This window comes from Isoptericola variabilis 225, from assembly GCF_000215105.1.
GTDB lineage: Bacteria > Actinomycetota > Actinomycetes > Actinomycetales > Cellulomonadaceae > Isoptericola > Isoptericola variabilis_A.
Window position 1 is genome coordinate 2442119 of record NC_015588.1, and the last position, 18699, is coordinate 2460817.

18 protein-coding genes are annotated in these 18699 nt (G+C 74.1%); 6 read left to right on the forward strand and 12 right to left on the reverse strand.

Features of this window, described 5'->3' with window-relative positions; all coding sequences use genetic code 11:
* Positions 1-65: 65 nt before the first annotated feature.
* The 3 genes from ISOVA_RS11305 to ISOVA_RS15615 are packed head-to-tail and all read right to left on the reverse strand — an operon-like array spanning position 66 to position 3512.
* The gene (locus ISOVA_RS11305; RefSeq protein ID WP_013839358.1) at positions 66-1010 is read right to left on the reverse strand and encodes a tetratricopeptide repeat protein; all 945 of its coding nucleotides are present in this window, start codon (positions 1008-1010) and stop codon (positions 66-68) included.
* A 25-nt stretch (positions 1011-1035) separates the two neighbouring features.
* Positions 1036-2085 (reverse strand): DUF8094 domain-containing protein, encoded by a 1050-nt coding sequence (locus ISOVA_RS16805; protein ID WP_013839359.1) that lies wholly within the window; start codon positions 2083-2085, stop codon positions 1036-1038.
* Positions 2082-3512: a hypothetical protein gene (locus tag ISOVA_RS15615; RefSeq protein ID WP_013839360.1), complete on the reverse strand. Its 1431-nt coding sequence runs from the start codon at positions 3510-3512 to the stop codon at positions 2082-2084. Before ISOVA_RS15615 ends, ISOVA_RS16805 begins: the two co-directional genes overlap by 4 nt.
* A gap of 269 nt (positions 3513-3781) precedes the next feature.
* Between ISOVA_RS15615 and ISOVA_RS11320 the strand changes: the two genes are divergently transcribed.
* Entirely contained in the window at positions 3782-5284 is a 1503-nt protein-coding gene (locus ISOVA_RS11320) for a coiled-coil domain-containing protein (RefSeq protein ID WP_013839361.1), read from the forward strand.
* A gap of 77 nt (positions 5285-5361) precedes the next feature.
* On the opposite strand, the gene ISOVA_RS11325 is transcribed toward ISOVA_RS11320, so the two are convergent.
* The 3 genes from ISOVA_RS11325 to ISOVA_RS11335 form a co-directional block, all read right to left on the reverse strand.
* The gene (locus tag ISOVA_RS11325; RefSeq protein ID WP_013839362.1) at positions 5362-6159 is read right to left on the reverse strand and encodes an alpha/beta fold hydrolase; all 798 of its coding nucleotides are present in this window, start codon (positions 6157-6159) and stop codon (positions 5362-5364) included.
* 56 nt (positions 6160-6215) lie between these two features.
* The gene (locus ISOVA_RS11330) at positions 6216-6989 is read right to left on the reverse strand and encodes an alpha/beta hydrolase (protein ID WP_013839363.1); all 774 of its coding nucleotides are present in this window, start codon (positions 6987-6989) and stop codon (positions 6216-6218) included.
* Between the two features lie 62 nt (positions 6990-7051).
* Positions 7052-7351 carry a hypothetical protein gene (locus ISOVA_RS11335; RefSeq protein ID WP_013839364.1) on the reverse strand — a complete coding sequence of 100 codons (300 nt, stop codon included), beginning with the start codon at positions 7349-7351 and terminating at the stop codon, positions 7052-7054.
* Between the two features lie 86 nt (positions 7352-7437).
* On the opposite strand from ISOVA_RS11335, the gene ISOVA_RS11340 reads away from it, so the two are divergent.
* Positions 7438-8403, forward strand: coding sequence for an FKBP-type peptidyl-prolyl cis-trans isomerase (locus ISOVA_RS11340; RefSeq protein ID WP_013839365.1), 966 nt, complete (start codon positions 7438-7440; stop codon positions 8401-8403).
* A 180-nt stretch (positions 8404-8583) separates the two neighbouring features.
* Here the strand turns inward: ISOVA_RS11340 and ISOVA_RS11345 are convergent, their stop codons facing one another.
* A complete protein-coding gene (locus tag ISOVA_RS11345) occupies positions 8584-8934 on the reverse strand; it encodes an alpha/beta fold hydrolase (RefSeq protein ID WP_013839366.1) in 351 nt (116 codons plus the stop codon).
* An 80-nt stretch (positions 8935-9014) separates the two neighbouring features.
* Between ISOVA_RS11345 and ISOVA_RS11350 the strand changes: the two genes are divergently transcribed.
* From ISOVA_RS11350 to ISOVA_RS11370, 4 genes are all read left to right on the forward strand, one after another.
* Entirely contained in the window at positions 9015-9578 is a 564-nt protein-coding gene (locus ISOVA_RS11350; RefSeq protein ID WP_013839367.1) for a TetR/AcrR family transcriptional regulator, read from the forward strand.
* 68 nt (positions 9579-9646) lie between these two features.
* Positions 9647-10405: an SDR family NAD(P)-dependent oxidoreductase gene (locus tag ISOVA_RS11355; RefSeq protein WP_013839368.1), complete on the forward strand. Its 759-nt coding sequence runs from the start codon at positions 9647-9649 to the stop codon at positions 10403-10405.
* A gap of 729 nt (positions 10406-11134) precedes the next feature.
* The gene (locus ISOVA_RS11365) at positions 11135-11509 is read left to right on the forward strand and encodes an ArsR/SmtB family transcription factor (protein WP_013839370.1); all 375 of its coding nucleotides are present in this window, start codon (positions 11135-11137) and stop codon (positions 11507-11509) included.
* A complete protein-coding gene (locus ISOVA_RS11370; protein ID WP_013839371.1) occupies positions 11506-12573 on the forward strand; it encodes a cation diffusion facilitator family transporter in 1068 nt (355 codons plus the stop codon). The genes ISOVA_RS11365 and ISOVA_RS11370 overlap by 4 nt, the downstream gene beginning before the upstream one ends.
* Positions 12574-12954: 381 nt before the next feature.
* Here the strand turns inward: ISOVA_RS11370 and argJ are convergent, their stop codons facing one another.
* The 5 genes from argJ to ISOVA_RS11395 form a co-directional block, all read right to left on the reverse strand.
* Positions 12955-14100 carry a bifunctional glutamate N-acetyltransferase/amino-acid acetyltransferase ArgJ gene (gene argJ / locus ISOVA_RS11375; RefSeq protein ID WP_013839372.1) on the reverse strand — a complete coding sequence of 382 codons (1146 nt, stop codon included), beginning with the start codon at positions 14098-14100 and terminating at the stop codon, positions 12955-12957.
* 74 nt (positions 14101-14174) lie between these two features.
* Positions 14175-15038: an urease accessory protein UreD gene (locus ISOVA_RS15620; RefSeq protein WP_013839373.1), complete on the reverse strand. Its 864-nt coding sequence runs from the start codon at positions 15036-15038 to the stop codon at positions 14175-14177.
* Entirely contained in the window at positions 15035-15847 is an 813-nt protein-coding gene (gene ureG / locus ISOVA_RS11385) for an urease accessory protein UreG (protein WP_013839374.1), read from the reverse strand. The genes ISOVA_RS15620 and ureG overlap by 4 nt, the downstream gene beginning before the upstream one ends.
* The gene (locus ISOVA_RS11390; RefSeq protein WP_013839375.1) at positions 15840-16595 is read right to left on the reverse strand and encodes an urease accessory protein UreF; all 756 of its coding nucleotides are present in this window, start codon (positions 16593-16595) and stop codon (positions 15840-15842) included. Before ISOVA_RS11390 ends, ureG begins: the two co-directional genes overlap by 8 nt.
* 11 nt (positions 16596-16606) lie before the next feature.
* Positions 16607-18697: an urease subunit alpha gene (locus ISOVA_RS11395; protein ID WP_013839376.1), complete on the reverse strand. Its 2091-nt coding sequence runs from the start codon at positions 18695-18697 to the stop codon at positions 16607-16609.
* Positions 18698-18699 lie beyond the last annotated feature (2 nt).

Sequence of the window (18699 nt, forward strand, 5' to 3'; positions counted from 1 at the left end):
GCCCGCGGACCGGCGCGGGGCGGGACCCGGCCCGCTCCGCCTGGTCCGTCGGCGGGCGCCTCTCGTCAGTAGAGGCTGAGGGCGAGGCGCTGGCGGGCCTTGACGACGCGCGGGTCGGTCGGGCCGACGACCTCGAAGTACTCGAGGAGCCGCACGCGCAGCTTCTCCTTGCCGTCGGCGTCGGCCCCGGGCAGCAGGTCGAGGAGGCGCGCGAACGCGTCGTCGACCTTGCCGCCGAGCATGTCGACGTCGGCGACCGCGAGCTGCGCGTCGACGTCGGCCGGGGCGTTCGCCGCGGCGGTGCGCACCGCCTGCAGGTCGGCGCCCCGGGCGCGCTGCATGAGCCGGACCTGCGCCAGGCCGGCGACCGCCTCGGCGTCCTTCGGGTCCTGCTTGATCGCCTTCTCGTAAGCGGCGACGGCGGCGTCCAGGTCGTCGCGCTGGATCGCGTCGTACGCCTCCTGGTGCAGCGGGGGCAGCGGCTCCTCCGCAGGCTCCTGGCCCTCGGCCCCGGCCTGCTCGCCGCCCTGCGCGGGCGCCCGGCCGGTGATGCCGTTCTGCTCGGCCGCGGCGAGCACCTGGTCCAGGACGCCGCGGACCTGGTCCTCGGGCGCCGCGCCCGCGAACAGCGGCAGCGGCTGGCCCTGCAGCACGGCGACGACGGTCGGCACGCCCTGCACCTGGAAGGCCGCCGCGATCTGCGGGTACGCCTGGGCGTCGACGCGACCGAGCAGGAAGCGCCCCGCGTACTCGTCGGCGAGGCGCCCGAGCAGCGTGCCGAGCTCGGCGTTCGCCTGGTCCGTGGGGATCCACAGCAGGACCACGACGGGGTACCGCGTGGAGTCCTGCACCACCTGCTGGAAGTTGGTGTCCGTCAGGTCCAGCACGTAGCCGCCCGCCGACGGCGCACCGCCCGGCTCGCCCGGCGGCGGCGACTGGGGGCGGTTGAGCGCCGACAGGTCGACGGCTCCACGCGTGCTGATGGTCGGCTCGGGGGTCGGTGTGCTCATGGCGTCATCCTAGGGACGACCGGCGTCACTCGTTGGCGGCCTTGGTGGCCACGTGCGAGTAGCCGAGCGGGCGGATCTTGTCCTCCGAGCCCGACGGCGGCACGTACAGCGCGACCATGTCCGTGTACTCGGTGCGCAGCACGTTCGTCGGCTCCTTGCCGTCGAGCAGCGCCTCCTGCGTGCGCGTGAGCGGCGGGACCTTCGCCTCCGGCTCCGCCTGGACGAGCTCGGAGCCGACGACCACGCCGACGACGACCGCGCCGCCGTCGGCCGTCCGGACCGCGCGGACGTCGTCCTTGCGCGGCTCGAACGAGATCGAGTACTTGCCCGCGGCCTCCTTGAAGGAGTCGCTGTTGCGCAGGTTCGACGCGTCGGCCTGGACCCGGTTGACGAGGTCGGCGTCGAGCAGGTCGAACGCGTCGCCGTGCTCGGACTCCTCGGGGCCCTTGGTCAGGACGTCGGCGTACCGCGCGAGCGCGTCCGCGGGCGTCACGGCGAGCGAGGCGTCGTCGGGCGCGACCGACTCGCTGCCGAGCTGGGCGTCGGCGAAGGCCGGCATGGTCACGCCCGGCACGAGCTGGACCCACGCCCACATGCGGTAGTCGGCGCGGGCGTCGGCCTGCTCGAGCACCACGAGGCGGTTCGTCTCGAGGTTCTCGGTGGCCTCGGTGATCGCGTACGCCGTGCGCGGCCACTCGGTCGCGGTGGGCGACACCAGCTGGGCGTACGACGACGGGATCTCGGTCACGAGGTCGGTGTCGCCGCGGACCTTGGCCACGGCGAGCTGGCTCGTGCGCACCTCGAGCGCCGGGCCCGTCACGCGCGGCTTGAGCACCGCGGGGTCGCCCGACTCCGTGCCCTCACCGAGCACCGCACCGACCTGCTCGAGGACGGCGGCCTCCTGGTCCTGGCTCAGCGCCGGACCCTCGGACGCCGGCTCGGGCCGCGGCGTCGGCACCTCCTCGGCACAGCCGGCGAGGAGGACGGACGCGACGACGACGGCGCCCGCCGCCGTCAGGCCGCGCCGGCGGACCGTGGCACCGCGCCCCGGGCGGTGCGTGGCCTCGCGGTTCATCGGTTCCCTCCGTCGGTCGTGTCGGTGTCGGTGGTCTCGCCCGGCGTGAAGCCCCAGGCCTGGCGCCAGGCCGCGGCGCGACCCGCACGGGTCTGCGGCGCCGGAGCCTCGCCGTCGACGGGCGGTGCCGGGGGCGGCGTCGGCGCGTGGGGGCGGACGACCGGGATCGACCCGGTCAGCGCCCGCAGCCGCCGTCCGACCCCGCCCTGCTCGGCGGCGCGGCGCGACTGCTCGAGCTCGCGCAGCTCGCGCCGCGTCATGGGCCGGCCGTCGATCACGGGCAGCGAACCGGTCGTCACCGTCGGCGGCTCCTGCGAGGCCGGGGCCTCGGGGACGGTGCTCGACGCGGCCGGGCTCGACGCGGCCGGGAACGCGTGCGGGGCCACCGGTGGGAAGACCCCGGTGGGCGCCTCCGCCGCGGGAGCGCCGGGCGCGGGCTCGGCGGACCAGGACCCGGTGGCGGCGGGCTCGGTGGCGGCGGGGTTCGCGGCGGTCTCGGTGGTCCCGGGCTCGGCCGCCGTGGCGGTGCGGCGCTCGCGGCGCGACCGGCGCGCGAAGCGCCCCACGACGGGTACGGGGTCGGTCCCGGCCTCGGCCGGCGCGGGCGACGCCGGCTCGGCGTCGGCGTGCTCGGCGTCGGCGTGCTCGGCCGTCGCCTCCGCGCGGTCGGGCGTGACCGCGGGGTCGGCCGGCGAGCCGAGGGCCTCGGGCGCCCACGCGGGGGTCCGCTCGTCGGCCTCCGGGGCATGGCCCTCGGAGTCGGAGCGGGCCGCGGCGAGCTTGGACCGGCGTCGGGCCGTCAGGAGCAGCGCCAGGCCGGCGAGCACGAGGAACGCGCCGCCGCCCACGCCGGGCCACAGGTAGGGGGTCGTGACGGTGCGCGGCCACGTGAGCTCGATCGTCGGCGCCTGGGCGTTCTCGCCGGCGCCGGCCGCCAGCAGCATCCACCGGCCGGGCCGGTCGCTCCAGCGGAGCGTGACGCTGCCCGTGTCGGTGGCCTCCTGGACCCACATGTCGGACCCGGCCGGGTCGGGCGCGGCGGCCGGCTCTTCCTCGGCGGGTGCCTCCTCGCCCTCGGCCGGCTCCTCGGCCTCCGGGGCGACGGCACGCGTCGCGAGGGTCTCCCAGTCGGACAGCCCCGTCACCCGCGTGTACGGGTCCTGGCCGACCCACCCGAGGACGTCGACGTCGTGACCGATCGCGAGCGTGACCGTCTGCTCGGCGGGCACCGTGGCGGTGATCGTCACGTCGCCGTCGACCAGGTCGAGGACCCCGGGGTCGGTGACCACCATCGTGCCGTCCCCTGCGGGACGGGCCGTGGCGACCACCGTGTCGGGGTCCTTCCAGACCGTGGCGGACGCGACTCCGAGGGCGATGCCGACCAGACCCAGCAGGACCAGGACGACGCCCAGAATGCGTTGCAGCACCAAGCTTCCCTTCGACGCGGACATTCCAGGATAGGGATGTAGCGCCGACGTCCGTCCATGCGGGGGCCTCGGCGGCGATCCGTCACGAACCCTTCACGACTCGGGTACCGCGAGCCCGCGAACACGCCGGACGCGCCGGGGGCCGCTCTCACCCCGGACCGCTTCCGCCCGTTCGTCCCGCTACGCGTGCAATGTCTCGAGTATCGGTACCGGTGCCGCACCACTATCCTGGCGTGGCCAGGGCGCCTACGACAGACGGAGGTCTTCACGTGTCCGACGAGCGCACGCTCTTCCCGATCACCATGCGCGGGTACGACCGCGCCGCGGTCGAGAACCAGATCGCCCGTCTCGAGCGCGCGCTGGAGGAGGCCCGCCGCAACGTCGCGGCCACCGACCAGCGGGCCATGCAGCTGTCCTCCGAGCTCGCGCAGGTGCAGCGGCAGCTCCGGGAGAACGAGAAGCCCTCGTACGCGGGGCTCGGCGCGCGCGTCGAGCGGCTGCTGCGCTCGGCGGAGGAGCAGTCCGCCGAGGTGCTGACCCAGGCGAACCAGCAGGCCGCGGACATCATGGCCCGCGCCAAGCTGTCGGCCGGCCAGGTGCGCTCGCGCGCCGAGGCCGAGGTCGCCGAGATGCTCGGCAGCGCGCGGCGCGAGGCCGAGGAGATCCGCACCACGACCACGGCCGAGGCGGAGGGCACGCTCCAGGCCGCGCAGCGCCGCGCCGAGGAGCTCGTCGGCTCGGCGGAGCGCCAGGCCGCCCTCATCACGAGCACCGTGGCCGCCGAGGAGAACGAGCGCCGGTCGTCGCTCGACCGCGAGCTGGGCGTGCTGCGCGCGACCGTCGAGCGCGAGGTCACGGAGATGCGCGTGGCCGCCGAGCGCGACACGGCACAGATGCGCGCCCAGGCCGCCGCGGAGTCGGCGGCGCTGCGCGAGGAGGCCGAGCGCGAGTCGAACGACCTGCTCGAGCGCACGCGCCGCGAGGCAGCCCGCATCATCGCCGAGGCCAAGCACCAGGCGGCGGAGGCCGCGAACGCCGTGACGAGCGAGCTCGAGCAGCTGCGCGAGCAGGCGCGCCGCACGCTCGCCGACGCCGAGCTCGAGGTCGCGCAGAAGCGCGAGCTGGTCGAGCAGGAGGCCGCCCAGCGGCACGAGACGACGCGTCAGGAGACCGAGCACCTCATCCGCACGGCGGAGGAGCACGCGGCCGAGGCGGAGAAGCGCGTCGCGATCGCCCTCCAGCAGGCCGAGAAGGTGCGCGCGGAGTCCGACGCGTACGTCAAGGAGCTCGTCGCCGACGCGCGGCGCACCGCGGACCGCATCGTCGCCGAGGCGCGCGAGTTCGCCGACCAGACCGTCAACGACGCCCGCATCGAGGCCGAGCAGCAGCGCACGACGGCGCAGCGCCAGCTCGAGGACCTCACGCGCCGGCACGACTCGGTCAACTCCTACCTCGAGGAGCTGCGCAACCTCCTCGGCGCCGAGAAGCGCCAGCCGGAGGCGGTCGCGGCCGGCCACACGGTCGCGACGGTCCTCCCCCAGGAGGCGGCACAGCAGGTCGAGGCCGCTCCCGAGGCGGCGACGCCCGACGAGCCCGCGCCGGCCGGGGAGGCTGCGGACGACGTCGTCGTGGAGCCCGAGGAGCTCGACGTCGAGGACGAGACCGAGCCGGTCACCGTGGAGGCCGAGGAGCCGGCGGAGGCCGAGGTCGTGGCGGACGAGCCCTCGGCCGACGAGGCCGACCAGAGCCGGCCGGCGCGCACCCAGGCCTGACCCCTTCGTCGTCGGAACGCTGTCAGAAGGCTGGTGGGCTCAGGCCCACCAGCCTTCTGACACGTCAGGGGTGGCGCTCAGGCGCGGTGCGTGACGCGGCGGTGGAGCCGCGCGAGAGCGGCGGCCACCGCCGCCGGCTCCTCGACGGCGCTCATGTGCCCGGCGTTGGGCACCACCGTCAGGGTCGCGTCGCGGGCCGCGTGCACCATGTGCTCGGCCTCGGCGAGCGGCGTGATCTTGTCCTCCGCGCCGACGACGACGGCGACCGGCCCGTCGTACTCCTCGAGCACGCGGGTGCGGTCGGGCCGGGCGGCCATCGCGCGCTGCGCCCACGCGACGCCGGTCGGCGACTGCGCGCGGATCCACGCCTCCACGGCCGGGAAGAGGTTCCGCCGCTCGAGGATGCTCGTCGGACCGAGGAGCTTGGCCGGCATGCTGAGGACGGGCGCGATCGTCTGGTCGTTCACGGCCTCGTCGGCGATCCGGAGCCGGTTCGCCCGGGCTTCCTCGGAGTCCGCGGTGGACTTGGTGTCGACGAGCCCGATGCCGTGCACGAACCCGGGGTGCCGCTCGGCGAGCGCGAGCGCCACGTACCCGCCCATGGAGAGCCCGGCGACGACGGCGTTGCCCTCGCCCTGGTCGCGCAGCGTGCGGTAGACGGCCTCGGCCGCGTCGTCGAGGCTCTCGGGCAGCCCGCCGACGTCGCTGTGCCCCTGGCCGGGAAGGTCGACGCCGATGGTACGGATCCCCTCGGGGAGCGCCTGGGCGGTGGCCACCCACATCCGATGGTCCAGCGGGAATCCGTGCAGCAGAACGAGGGGGACGCCCGCGCCGTCGCGCAAGGCGTAGGTCGCCAGGGTCGGTGTGGTGGTCATCGTCGTCCTTCCGGTCGTGGCGGTGGACGGGGTCCGTGGGGCCGGGCCCCGGGGAGTCAGGTGGTCGGCGTCATCGCCTCCGGTGCGCGCTCGACGGGGCCGTCCCAGTGCGTCGGCAGCGGCGCGTGGCCCGGCAGGACGTGCTGCACGATCTCGTCGAGGACGCGGCGCACGGCGGGCTCGCCGACCCACAGGTGCTTCGCGCCGTCGACCCCGATGACCTCGGCCTGCGGGACGCGCGCGAAGCGGCGGCGCGCCTCGGCGGGCTGCAGGTAGTCGTCGTGCTCGGGCACGAGCACGACGAGCGGGCGCCCGAACTCGGCCCACCGGTCGAGGTCCGCGTCGGTCGCGCGGTGCAGCGGCGGCGACAGCAGGATCCCGCCCTCGATGCTCGGGTCCGCCCCGTGCTTGAGCACGAGCTCGGTGCCGAAGGACCAGCCGACGAGCCACGGTCGCGGCAGCTCGCGGAACTCGGCGAGCTCGATCGCGGCGGCGACGTCGTACCGCTCCGCCTCACCGCCGTCGAACTCGCCCTCGGACGTCCCGCGCGGCGAGGACGTGCCGCGCGTGTTGAACCGCAGGACGGCCAGGTCCGCGAGCGCCGGCAGCCGCCAGGCGGCCTTGCGGTAGACGTGCGAGTCCATGTAGCCGCCGTGCGTCGGCAGCGGGTGGAACGTGAGCAGCGTGGCCGCGGGGTCCTTCTCGGCGGGCAGCGCGAGCTCGCCGACGAGGGTCAGCCCGTCGGCGGTGTGCAGCTCGACGTCCTCGCGCCGGGCGGGCAGCACGGTCGTCGAGCGGATCTGGTGGCCGGTCGTGGCGTCGTCGTTCATCGCCTCCGAGCCTAGTCGGCAGGCCGGGGACCGGCCCGGGGAGACGCGGCCGCCCGGAGCCGTCAGCGCAGGCGCGAGCGCCGGTCCCAGCACGAGGAGTGCCAGTGCCGGCGGTCCTCGAGGCCCGCCGCCTCTCCCCCGACGGCGTCCCGCGCCCACGCGACGACGTGCGGCGTGCCGGGCGGGATGTCCTGGTTGCACGCGGGGCACCGGTAGGACTTCTCGCCGCGGGTGAGCCGCCGGACGGTCCACTCGCCGTCGTCGGCCGAGACGTGCCGCACGCCGCCGAGAGCGCGGTCGAGGTCGAGGGGCTGGTGCTCGGCGCTCCAGGGCCGCTTGCGTGAGGGTCGACGGGAGGGCATGTGCCCATTGTCCGCGAACCTGGACGGCTCCCCCAGCCGGGACCGCTACAGTGGCCGGGATCGCCCCCCGACCGAAGGACCTCTCCGTGAAGCACCGCACCTCCGCCGGCGTGGCCGCGCTCGCCGTGAGCGTCGCTCTGGCACTCACCGCCTGCTCGAGCGACGACGGCGCGAGCGACGCGCCCTCCGAGTCGCCGTCGTCGACGGCCGCGACCGACGCCCCCACCCCGACGGCCGAGGACGTCACCGCGCTCGAGGCCGTCGAGGTCTCCGGCGACGCGGGCGCCGAGCCCGAGCTGGTCTTCGAGGCGCCGCTCGAGGTCTCCGTGCCGACGTCGCGGGTCGTGGACGAGGGCGACGGCGCCGAGCTCGTCGCGGGCAACCAGGTCACCATGGAGTTCGTCGCCTACCAGGGCGACGGCACGCGCCTGGGCTCCTCGTGGGAGAACGGCACGCCCGAGACGTTCCTGCTGGGCGACGCCCAGTACGACCTGCTGACCCAGCCGCTCGAGGGCCAGAAGGTCGGCACGCGCATCCTGCTGGCGAACCCGTCGGCCGACGCCGAGGGCAACCCGGCCACGGTGCTCAACCTCGTCGAGATCACCGACACCCAGGAGGTGCCGTCGCGCGCCGAGGGCGAGGCGGTCGAGCCTGCCGAGGGCCTGCCGACGGTCACGCTGGGCGAGAACGGCGAGCCGTCCGTCGAGATCCCCGAGGGCTACGAGGCTCCCGGCGAGCTCGTCGTCCAGACCCTCATCAAGGGCGACGGGCCCGAGGTGACGGAGGAGCAGTCGGTCATCGCGCACTACACCGGCTGGACGCTCGACGGCCAGGTCTTCGACTCCTCGTGGGAGCGCGGCTCCCCGACGTCGTTCTCGCTGCAGATGGTCATCCCGGGCTGGACGCAGGGCATCGCCGGCCAGACGGTCGGCAGCCAGGTGCTCCTGGTCATCCCGTCCGACCTCGCGTACGGCGAGCAGGGCACGCCCGACGGGTCGATCCCGCCGAACTCGCCGCTCGTCTTCGTCGTCGACATCCTCGGCGCGAGCTGACGCCCGGCGTCCTCTCCCTCGCACGACGGCGGGTCACCCTCCCGGGTGGCCCGCCGTCGTCGTCTCCTCGCCGCTAGGTGGCCTAGGTGACGCGGGCGAAGAGCTCCTGAGCATGCGCGACGACGACGTCGGGCACCTCCTCGGGCAGGAAGTGGCCGGCACCCTCGACGACCTTCAGCGTCAGGTCGTCCGCGTGCTCCTCGTACCCGTCGAGAGTCTCCAGGTCGGAGATCGTGTCGCCCGGTACGACCCCTCCGGGGCGTCCGTCCAGCCGGCCCCGCGCAGATCGGGTACGACGACGAGACGGTCCGCCGCGAGAGCGGGGATCATCGTGCGCCACTGCCACCAGTGCTCGGGGACGCCGTGGAGCAGCAGCACGGGCCGTGCGGTCGTCGTCGCGAGACCCGGGCCCGCCGTCACGACGTGCATGCGAATTCCCGGCAGGTCGACGAACCGGTGCGTCACGCCCGGAAGCTCAGGCCAGCTCGGCTTCACGGCTGTGTCGGCGTAGGTGCGGTCGACGTCGTCCATGACGGCAACCTACTACTGCCGTAGTAGCCCGTCTACTACTCCTGTAGTAATTCACCCCTCGACTCGGATAGGGTGCGGGCGTGCCGGACGCACCCACCACGCGAGCCCGCGCGCTCGACGCCGCGATCGAGCTGCTCGGGACCTCGGGCCTACGAGCGCTGACCCACGCGCGCGTCGACGAGCGGGCCGGCCTGCCCAAGGGCTCGACGTCGAACTGGTTCCGGACGCGCGCCGCGCTGCTCACCGGCGTCTCGGACGAGCTGGCGGCGCGCGACCTGGCGGGCGTCGCCTCGGCCCCGGAGCCTCGGGACGCGGACGAGCTCGTCGACCTGCTGTGCTCGACGTTCGCCTGGATGACCGGTCCCCACCGGGTCGCGACGACGGCCCGGCTGGTGCTGTTCCTCGAGGCCAGCCACGACGAGGCCCTGCGCGAGCGGGCGCAGCGCGGCCGCGAGCTGCTGATGGCCTGGAGCGAGCAGCTGTTCGAGCGGCTCGGCGCTCGCGACCCGCAGGCCGCGGCGTTCACCGTCGCCGCCGCGTCCGAGGGGATGCTCCTTCACGCCATCGCGCGCCACGACCCGACCGACCCGCGCCCGACCTACCAGACCGTCGTCGACGCCGTGCTGCGGCGCCCGCCGGCGTAGCGGTTGTGGGTCGCGCCGCGGACCCGGACGGTGGAAGGACCGACCGACCATCGACGGGAGACCGCAGCATGATCAACTACGAGCTGGACGGAAAGGTGGCCGTCGTGACCGGCGGCGCCTCGGGCATCGGGCTCGCGTGCGCGCACGCGCTGGCACGCTCGGGGGCGGACGTCTCGATCTGGGACATCGACGAGTCCGCGACGTCGACCGCCGCCGACGAGATCGCCACCCACGGCCACCGCACGCACACCGCGTCCGTCGACGTCACCGACAGCGATGCCGTCGACGCCGCGATGTCCGACGTCGTCTCGTCGCTCGGGCGCGTCGACGTCGTCGTGGCCAACGCGGGGATCGGCGGCGACTCCGCGCCGTCGGGCGAGTACACCGACGGCGGCTGGCAGAAGGTCATCAAGGTCAACCTCGACGGCGTCTTCTACACCCAGCGCGCGGCGATCCGGGCGATGAAGGAGAACGGCGGCGGCTCGATCGTCAACATGGCGTCGATCCTCGGCTCGGTCGGCTTCGCCGGCTCGAGCGCCTACGTCGCGGCCAAGCACGGCGTCGTCGGGCTCACCAAGGCCGCCGCGTGGGAGCACGCCGGCGACGGGATCCGCGTCAACGCCGTCGGCCCCGGGTTCATCCGGACGCCGCTCGTCGAGAAGAGCCTCGACGACGACGCCCTGGGCTACCTCACGTCGCAGCACGCGCTCCAGCGGCTCGGCGAGCCCGAGGAGGTCGCCGAGCTCGTCGCCTGGCTCGCGAGCGACGCGGCGTCCTTCGCCACGGGCGCCTACTACCCCGTCGACGGCGGCTACCTCGCCAAGTGACCGCGAGGTAGCGCACCACTCGCCGACGTAGCGCGTTCTTCGCCGACGTAGCGCCCCGCGGAGCGAAGCAGCGCACGAGCACGGCCCCACGCTCGGGATCGAGCGTGAGGCCGTGCTACCTCGCGGAGTCCTGCGCTACCTCGGCATGGTGTCAGAAGTCCCAGCACTTGCCGGCATCGGCTGGAGGCGGGGAATTCCGCAGACTCTGAGGCGGACCCTGGGCGTCGTGCCCTGCGTGCCACTGCCATTAGAGGCGCTGCTCGTACCGGTCGCGCGGCGTCGGACCGGCGGGCCTTCCCTGTCAGCCTGGTCCCGCGTACCCGCCACGGCGGCGGAGCGGTGCTACCGCACAATCCCTTGGCCCGGGTCTCCCCCTTGGGCCTTCCGACCTGGAGAGCCCCCGGTTCGCGAAGGGTCCCACCAACTTCTGTGAGTTCTAGCGGTCGTCGCAAAACACCCGACGTTCGGGGATGCGATGGACTTCGAGATCGGGCCCCTGCGCACGGGAGGCAGGAAGAAGCTCGAGCGTGGGCGGGAGGCATACTTCCTGCTCATGGCGCACGTCGCGAGCGCGCGTCCGGGATCCTCATGCTTGTGCCCCACCCGGGGACCCGTCCGCCGCGACCTCCGCGACGCGCTCGTGCAGGCCATGACGACCTTGCCGGTCGAGAGGCGCCGATCAGTCGCCTGGGACAGCGGCTGCTGACGACGTAGCGCTATTGTCTACGCATGCGCGCAGATATGCAGGGCTGTTCGTTCGGAGTCGGCAGCCAGTACGTCGAGCTCGCGGCCGAGGTGTTCTCGCTCCTTGCGGACGCGACGCGAGTGCGGATCATCCTGGCGTTGGGCGAGGGCGAGCAGTCGGTCAGCGCCCTGGCCGAGACGGTCGGCAAGTCCCCGACCGCGGTCTCGCAACACCTGGCGAAGCTGCGCTGGGGCCGTATCGTTCGCACGCGCCAAGACGGGACGCGGGTGTTCTACTCCCTGGTGGACGAGCACGCGCGCAACCTCGTGACGCAGGCGGTGTTCCAGGCCCAGCACGCCGTCGACGACCCGCCCGCCCATCACGGGGCACACCCGAGCCGCGACGGGGACGCGTCATGACCGCGCCCCACCGCCACCCGCACACCGACCCAGCAGCGCACCCCGAGCACCGCCATGACCACCGCCAGGACGGCCACGCCGACGACCATGGCCACGACCACCCCAGCGGGCTCAAGGGCTGGCTGCACGAGGTGTTCGTGCCCCATTCCCACGACGCCGCCGACTCGATCGACGACGCCCTCGAAGCCAGCGGCCAGGGCATCCGGGCGGTCAAGATCAGCCTCGTCGTGCTCGGTCTTACTGCGGCCGCCCAGCTCGCGATCGTCGCGATCAGCGGGTCGGTCGCACTGCTCGCGGACACGATCCACAACTTCTCCGATGCCTTGACCGCCATCCCCTTGTGGATCGCGTTCGTCCTGGGCCGGCGCGCCGCGACCAACCGCTACACCTACGGGTTCGGGCGCGTCGAGGACCTGGCCGGGCTGTTCATCGTCGCGATGATCGCCTTGTCAGCCATCGTCGCCGGCGTCGAGTCCGTGCGCCGCCTGGCCGTACCACAACCCCTGGACAACCTCGGCTGGGTGCTCGCCGCCGGCGTCATCGGGTTCGCGGGCAACGAGGCCGTCGCGGTCTACCGCATCCGCGTCGGCCGGCGCATCGGCTCCGCAGCGCTCCTCGCCGACGGCGTGCACGCACGCGCCGACGGCTTCACCTCCCTCGCCGTCGTCCTCGGCGTGATCGGGGTCTGGGCCGGCTTCCCGCTCGCCGACCCGATCGTCGGCATGCTCATCACCGCCGCGATCCTCGTCCTGCTCTGGGGCACCGCACGGGACGTCGGACGACGCCTCCTCGACGGCGTCGACCCCGACCTCACCCAACGCGCCCGCCACACCCTTGAGCGCACCGCCGGCATCGAACACGTCACCGACGTCCGCCTGCGCTGGACCGGCCACCGCCTCGCAATCCAAGCCCGCGTCTGCCTCGATCCCGACATGACGATCACGATGGCCGACCAGGCGACAGCTGCCGCCGCGCACGACCTCCGTCACGCACTACCCGCCGTCGGGGACGTCGACATCACCACCACCGCAAAGCCGGCCCACCCAGCGATCACCGGCCGCTAGCACCACCGCCGACACATGTGTTGCGACGACCGCTGGAATCCACCTGTCGGACAGGGGTGTCAGCACGCGGAATGCTGCTCGGCAAGCCTACGCAGGCTCCGCTGCGCGCGCGGCGTCCCGTCCGAACGGGCGAAGGCGTCGGTCCTCGCGTGCCACGCTCGAAGGCTCGTGGCGAGCGTCGGGGAGACTGCCGGCCGGTCACCGCACCGGCGCACGGATGTTGACGCACGACGAGGACCGACGACCGCGTCGTCTCCTGGGGATGGCACGGCGGCATCGACGAAGACGGCAGCACCCGGGCAGCGTCGCGGCGTCGACGCCCCGGCCGTACGGCGGTTCTGTCGAACTCCGCCGGACCTGCCCGGTAGACCCGTACGTCCGCTAGGTCGTGTAGTCCGCGTTGATGCGGATGTATCCGTCGGTGAGGTCGCACCCGTAGACGGTGAAGGCGCCGGTGGCGATGCCGAGGTCGACCTCGATGAGCACGGAGTCGCTCTTGAGGTACTGCTCGAGCTCGCTCCGGCGCTCCGGCGTGGGCAGCGTGGGGAAGGTCTCCAGGCCGCCGAAGGCGATGCGGACGTTCTCCTCGTGGATGTCCGTCTCCGACTCGCACTTGCCGACGGCCATGGCGACCCGGCCCCAGTTCGGGTCGGCGCCGTGCACGGCGGTCTTGACGAGGGGTGAGTTGACGACGGCCTTGCCCACGAGCTTGGCCTGCACGTCGTCGCGGGCACCGGTGACGCGCACCTCGATGAGCCTCGAGGCGCCCTCACCGTCGGAGGCGATCATCTTGACCAGCTCGGTGCACACGTCGAGCAGCGCCGCCTCGAAGCCGGCCAGGTCGACCGGACCCGCCAGACCGGAGGCCACCACGGCGGCGGTGTCGGAGGTGGAGGTGTCGGTGTCGACGCTGACCGCGTTGTAGGTCCGTTCGACGACCGAGCGGAAGACACGGTCGAGCTCTGCGGCGGGGACCTCGGCGTCGGTGTAGACGAACGACAGCATCGTCGCCATGTTCGGCTCGATCATGCCGACGCCCTTGGCGATCCCGACGATCACCGCCCCGCCCACGCGTCTGGACACCACCTTCGGGTGAGTGTCCGTCGTCATGATGGCCCGTGCGACGGCATCCAGGTCGACAGGAGCGGACGCCGGCAGCGTGGCCAGGCGCTCACGCATGGTCTCGATCGGGTAGGGGACGCCGATGACGCCGGTCGAGGCGACGAGCACCTGCGCGGGCTCGCACCCCGCTCGCTCCGCGGCCCACGCCCGCAGCTCGCGCGCGTCAGCCAGGCCTCGCGCGCCGGTGGCGACGTTGGCGTTGCCGGACACGACCACGACGGCGCGCAGGCCGTCCGTCTCCCCCTCGCGGCTGAGGCGCACGCTGGGGCCCGCGAACCTCGATCGGGTGAAGACGGCGGCCGAGGTCGTCGGTCCTGCCGCGTGCACCACGCTGACGTCGGGTACGCCGGTCTTGACTCCGACGCTGCCTGTGACGCTGGCGAATCCTGCGACGCTGGTCGTCATGTTTCTCCTCTGACGGAATTGCTGTGGGTGGGGAGGCGGCGGGGCCGACCCGGAGCAGGTGCCGTGCGGCCGGGTCAGGCCGGCACCGGGACGAGTGCGGGCGACGCCGGTCCGACACTGGCGCCCGTCCGGCGGCGCTCGTCGGTCAGCTCGCGTTCCCACAGCGCGAGGTACCGGTCGCCGATCGTGTCCTCGTGCAGCTCCGTGCCGAGCCAGCGCAGCACGGTCCCGGGCCGGTCCAGCTCGAAGCAGGTCGCGGAGGCGTCCTGGCCGGTCGACGTCGCCGGGGCGGGTGGGGTGCCGGGCACGGCGGCGGGCCGCCAGCCGAGCGCCAGCACCGTGTCCAGGACGGACAGTGTCCGCGGGGCACGGATCGACGCCGCCGGGCCGCCGTCCACGAGGCCCGGGGAACCGTGCACGGCGAGGACGCCAGGCAGCCCGCGCACCTGGCCGGACAGGTCGAGCTCCTCGACGTGCAGCGGTCCTCCGGCGTCCTGGACCAGCGAGTGTGTCCACAGGTCGCCGCCGGCCTGGCGGGCGCGGCCCAGGACGAAGGTCTCGCGGAGCAGCGCCCGCGCGCTCTCCCCCAGGTGCACGTCGGTCCGGCGGTGCGTGCGGGCCCCGTCGGACACGACGAACGGCAGGGCGTCCCAGACGAGCGTCGCCGCCTCGCCGAGTCGGACGTCGACGTCCCAGCGTGACGCGGCCGCTCCCCCGTACGCCACGGTGCCCGTGGTCTCGACGATCTCCAGCCAGGCGCCCTCGGCGACGTCGACCTCGATCTCCACGGCGTCCCCGGCCAGCAGCAGCGCGCCGTTCGCCACCAGGGCTACCCGTGCCCCGTCCTGGTCCTGGTGCAGGACCCGAACCGCGAGCCGGTCCGAGCGCACCCGGAGCACCGACCGCCCCGGTGCCGGAGCGACGGCGATGCGGGTCACGCGTACCGCCCGCTTCCTGCCGGCGCGTGCTGGTGCGCGGCGCCCTCGTCGGCGGCGTGGTCGTGCACGAACCCGCCGTCCGGGTGGCCCTCGTCGGCGTGGAAGTGCGGCGCCATCGGGCCGGGGTCGACCGCCACGTGGGCGCCCGTGCGGTACGTGGCGAGCGTGCCGAGGACCCAGGCCACGAGCATGTCCACGGACGCCTCGTCGTGCCGCGAGAGTGCCACCACGGGGCGGCCGTCGCGGGCCTCCCGGCCCTCACGCACCATCCGGTCCACGTCGACGCCCACGTGCGGGCCGAGGTCGGTCTTGTTGACGACCAGCAGGTCGGCGCGGGCGATGCCCGGTCCTCCCTTGCGCACGACGTCGCCGCCTCCGGCGACGTCGAGCACGAACAGCTGGGCGTCCACCAGGGCCGGCGAGAAGGTCGCGGTGAGGTTGTCGCCCCCGGACTCGATGACGACCAGGTCGAGCGGGGCGAAGTCCGCCTCGAGGTCCTCGGCCGCGAGCAGGTTCGCGGTGACGTCGTCGCGGATCGCGGTGTGCGGGCAGGCGCCGGTCTCGACCGGACGGATCCGCTCGGGGTCCAGGACGCCCGCCGACTTCAGGAAGCGCGCGTCCTCGTCCGTGTAGATGTCGTTGGTGACCACGGCCAGGGAGACCTGGTGGGCCAGGCGGCGGCACAGCGTCGCGATGAGCGAGCTCTTGCCCGTCCCGACGGGCCCGGCGACGCCCAGGCGCATCGCGCGGACCGGCTGGGGGGCCGATGCCGCGGTCGGTGTCGCGGCGGTGATGGAGTTCTCAGGCACTGAACAGCCTTTCTGTCGTGGTTGCGTGGGACTCGGCCCACCGTTCGACGAGGGGTGCGCCGCCCGCAGGGATGTCCTCGGGGCGCCGCAGGGGGGCCACGTGCGTGGCCAGCGCCTCGACCTCGGGCAGCAGGTCGCGCACGATCGCTGTGGTCTCCAGCGGATCCGCCGGCTCGAGCTTGAGCAGGGCCGAGACCACGGTCTGGACGTCGTCGTAGCCGACGAGCCGGGCGAGGTCGCAGGCACCCAGCCCGGCCCGGTGGGCCAGCGCCCCCAGCACCACCGGCCGCGCCCATGCCCGGGCGCGGACGTCGTCGAGCGGATCATGCCGAGCCGCTTCGGCCGGGGAGGCGGACACCGGCCAGAGCGTGCGGGCGACCCGAAGGTACCCGCGGCCCAGGCGGCGGGCGTTGGCGCGCAGCGCGGGCGACGGCGTGCGGGCGGCCCACGCGGCGTCGACGGTGCCGAGGTCCTCCCCCGCCGCGGCCGCGGCGCGCGCGACCACCGCCGTGCCCGCCTCCACTGCCGTGACCGTCCGCAGCCGGGCGCGCAGGTAGGCCGGGACGTCGGCCGGCGGCACCCCGGCGCGCACGGCGGGCTCGAGACCACCGGACTGGGTGTGCCCGCCGGAGGGCAGGCGGGCGTCGGCGAGCAGGACCAGCAGCAGCGCCGACGGGGCGCCGGTCGCGGGCACCCGTCCCGCCGTGCGCCCGGGATTGGGTCCGGCGTCGTCGTCGAGGTGGAGCATCGCAGTCCGCCTCAGAACATCGAGTAGAGCTGCCCCAGGGGCACCTCGTCGACCGGGGCGGGCTCGACGCGCTCGCCGTCGACGTCGATCCGGAAGGTCTCCGGGTCGATGTCGATGTGGGGGCACACGTCGTTGTTCTTCATGTGCGCCTTGCCGACGGCGCGGGTGTCGGCGACGCCGACGAGGCGGCGGCGCAGCCCCAGCTCCTCGGCCAGCCCCTCCTCCAGCGCCCGCGGTGCCACGAAGGACACGGACACGTCCGCGCCGACGGCGTCGGCGAGCGCCGGGCGCTGCAGCACGGGCTGGGGCGACGGGATCGACGCGTTGGGGTCGCCGAGCGCGCCCCACACCAGGGCGCCGCCCTTGAGCACGACCGCGGGGCGCACACCGAAGAAGCGCGGGTCCCACAGCACGAGGTCGGCCAGCTTGCCGACCTCGACCGAGCCGATCTCGGAGTCGACGCCGTGGGCGACCGCTGGGTTGATCGTGTACTTGGCGACGTACCGGCGAGCGCGCTCGTTGTCGGCCGGCAGCCCGCTGGACAAGGGGCCCCGGCGGTGCTTCATGACGTGGGCGACCTGCCAGGTGCGGGTGATGACCTCGCCGATGCGGCCCATCGCCTGGGCGTCCGAGGACGTCATGGAGATCGCGCCCATGTCGTGCAGCACGTCCTCCGCCGCGATCGTGGTTGCGCGGATCCGGGACTCGGCGAACGCGAGGTCCTCGGGCACGCGGGGATTCAGGTGGTGGCAGACCATGAGCATGTCGAGGTGCTCATCCACGGTGTTGCGGGTGTGCGGCAGCGTGGGGTTGGTGGAGCCGGGCAGCACGTAGGGTTCGCCGGCCAGCCGCATGATGTCGGGGGCGTGACCGCCGCCGGCGCCCTCGGTGTGGAACGCGTGGATGGACCGGCCCCCGATCGCCGAGACCGTCGACTCCAGGAAGCCGGCCTCGTTCAGGGAGTCGGAGTGCAGGGCGACCTGCAGCCCCCAGTCCCGAGCCGCGCCGAGGGCGGCGTCGAGCGCGGCCGGGGTGGAGCCCCAGTCCTCGTGCACCTTGTACCCGCCGGCGCCTGCCAGTGCCTGCTCCGCGAGGGCCTCGCCGCTGACGGTGTTGCCCTTGGCCAGCAGCAGGACGTTCAGGGGCACGTGGTCCAGGCTGCGGTGGATGGTGCGCAGGTGCCATGCGCCCGGGGTGACGGTGGTGGCCTTCGTCCCTTCCGAGGGTCCCGTCCCGCCGCCGGCCACGGTGGTGATCCCGGTGGCGAGGGCCTCAACGAGCTGGGACGGGGAGATGAGGTGGACGTGCGCGTCGAACCCGCCGGCGGTCAGGATCCGACCCTCGCCGCTGATCACGTCCGTGGACGGGCCGATGTGCAGCGCGGGGTGCACGCCGTCGGCGACGTCCGGGTTCCCGGCCTTGCCGAGCGCGACGATGCGTCCGTCGCGGATGCCGACGTCGGCGCGGACCACGCCCCACCAGTCCAGGATGACGACGTTGGTGATGACCGTGTCCGGCGCGCCCTCGGCGCGGGTCGTCGAGCCCTGGAGCATCGACTCACGGATCGACTTGCCACCGCCGAACACCGCCTCGTCGCCGCCGGCGGTGCGGTCTTCCTCCACCTCGATCCACAGATCGGTGTCACCCAGGCGCAGCTGATCGCCGACGGTCGGACCGTAGAGGGCGGCGTACCGCTCGCGCGGGATGACGAGGGCCGGGACGGGCCGCCCGACCGCGGTGGCGTCGTCGGGGACCGCGACGTCGCCGAGCGCCCCGCCGTCGGTCTTGGCGCGGCGGATGCCGGGCACGCGGCGCTGGCCGCGCAGCGTGACGGCGGTGACGGTGCGGGAGGCGCCGGGCTCGAAGCGCTGGGAGGTGCCGGCCGGCACGTCGAGGCGGAACCCGTGGGCGGCGTCACGATCGAGCTCCAGGGCCGGGTTGGCGTCCGGCAGGTGCAGGTGGGAGCCGATCTGGACGGGACGGTCGCCCGTGTTCAGCACGACGAGCTCGATGCGCTCGTGCGGGGCGCGGTCGGCGTTGAGCGCGACGGTGCCCTCGGCGACGCGGACCGCACCCGGGCCGGTGGTGGCGTGGCTGGCCATGG

Bases quoted from the DNA above. Each gene is read 5' to 3' on its own strand.
- ISOVA_RS11355 (WP_013839368.1), top strand. From the start codon at position 9,647: ATGATCAACTACGAGCTGGACGGAAAGGTGGCCGTCGTGACCGGCGGC.
- ISOVA_RS11390 (WP_013839375.1), bottom strand. From the start codon at position 16,595: ATGCTCCACCTCGACGACGACGCCGGACCCAATCCCGGGCGCACGGCG.
- ISOVA_RS11365 (WP_013839370.1), top strand. From the start codon at position 11,135: ATGCGCGCAGATATGCAGGGCTGTTCGTTCGGAGTCGGCAGCCAGTAC.
- ISOVA_RS16805 (WP_013839359.1), bottom strand. From the start codon at position 2,085: ATGAACCGCGAGGCCACGCACCGCCCGGGGCGCGGTGCCACGGTCCGC.
- ISOVA_RS11305 (WP_013839358.1), bottom strand. From the start codon at position 1,010: ATGAGCACACCGACCCCCGAGCCGACCATCAGCACGCGTGGAGCCGTC.
- argJ (WP_013839372.1), bottom strand. From the start codon at position 14,100: ATGACGACCAGCGTCGCAGGATTCGCCAGCGTCACAGGCAGCGTCGGA.
- ISOVA_RS11330 (WP_013839363.1), bottom strand. From the start codon at position 6,989: ATGAACGACGACGCCACGACCGGCCACCAGATCCGCTCGACGACCGTG.
- ISOVA_RS11370 (WP_013839371.1), top strand. From the start codon at position 11,506: ATGACCGCGCCCCACCGCCACCCGCACACCGACCCAGCAGCGCACCCC.
- ISOVA_RS11395 (WP_013839376.1), bottom strand. From the start codon at position 18,697: ATGGCCAGCCACGCCACCACCGGCCCGGGTGCGGTCCGCGTCGCCGAG.
- ISOVA_RS11325 (WP_013839362.1), bottom strand. From the start codon at position 6,159: ATGACCACCACACCGACCCTGGCGACCTACGCCTTGCGCGACGGCGCG.
- ISOVA_RS11345 (WP_013839366.1), bottom strand. From the start codon at position 8,934: ATGGACGACGTCGACCGCACCTACGCCGACACAGCCGTGAAGCCGAGC.
- ISOVA_RS11335 (WP_013839364.1), bottom strand. From the start codon at position 7,351: ATGCCCTCCCGTCGACCCTCACGCAAGCGGCCCTGGAGCGCCGAGCAC.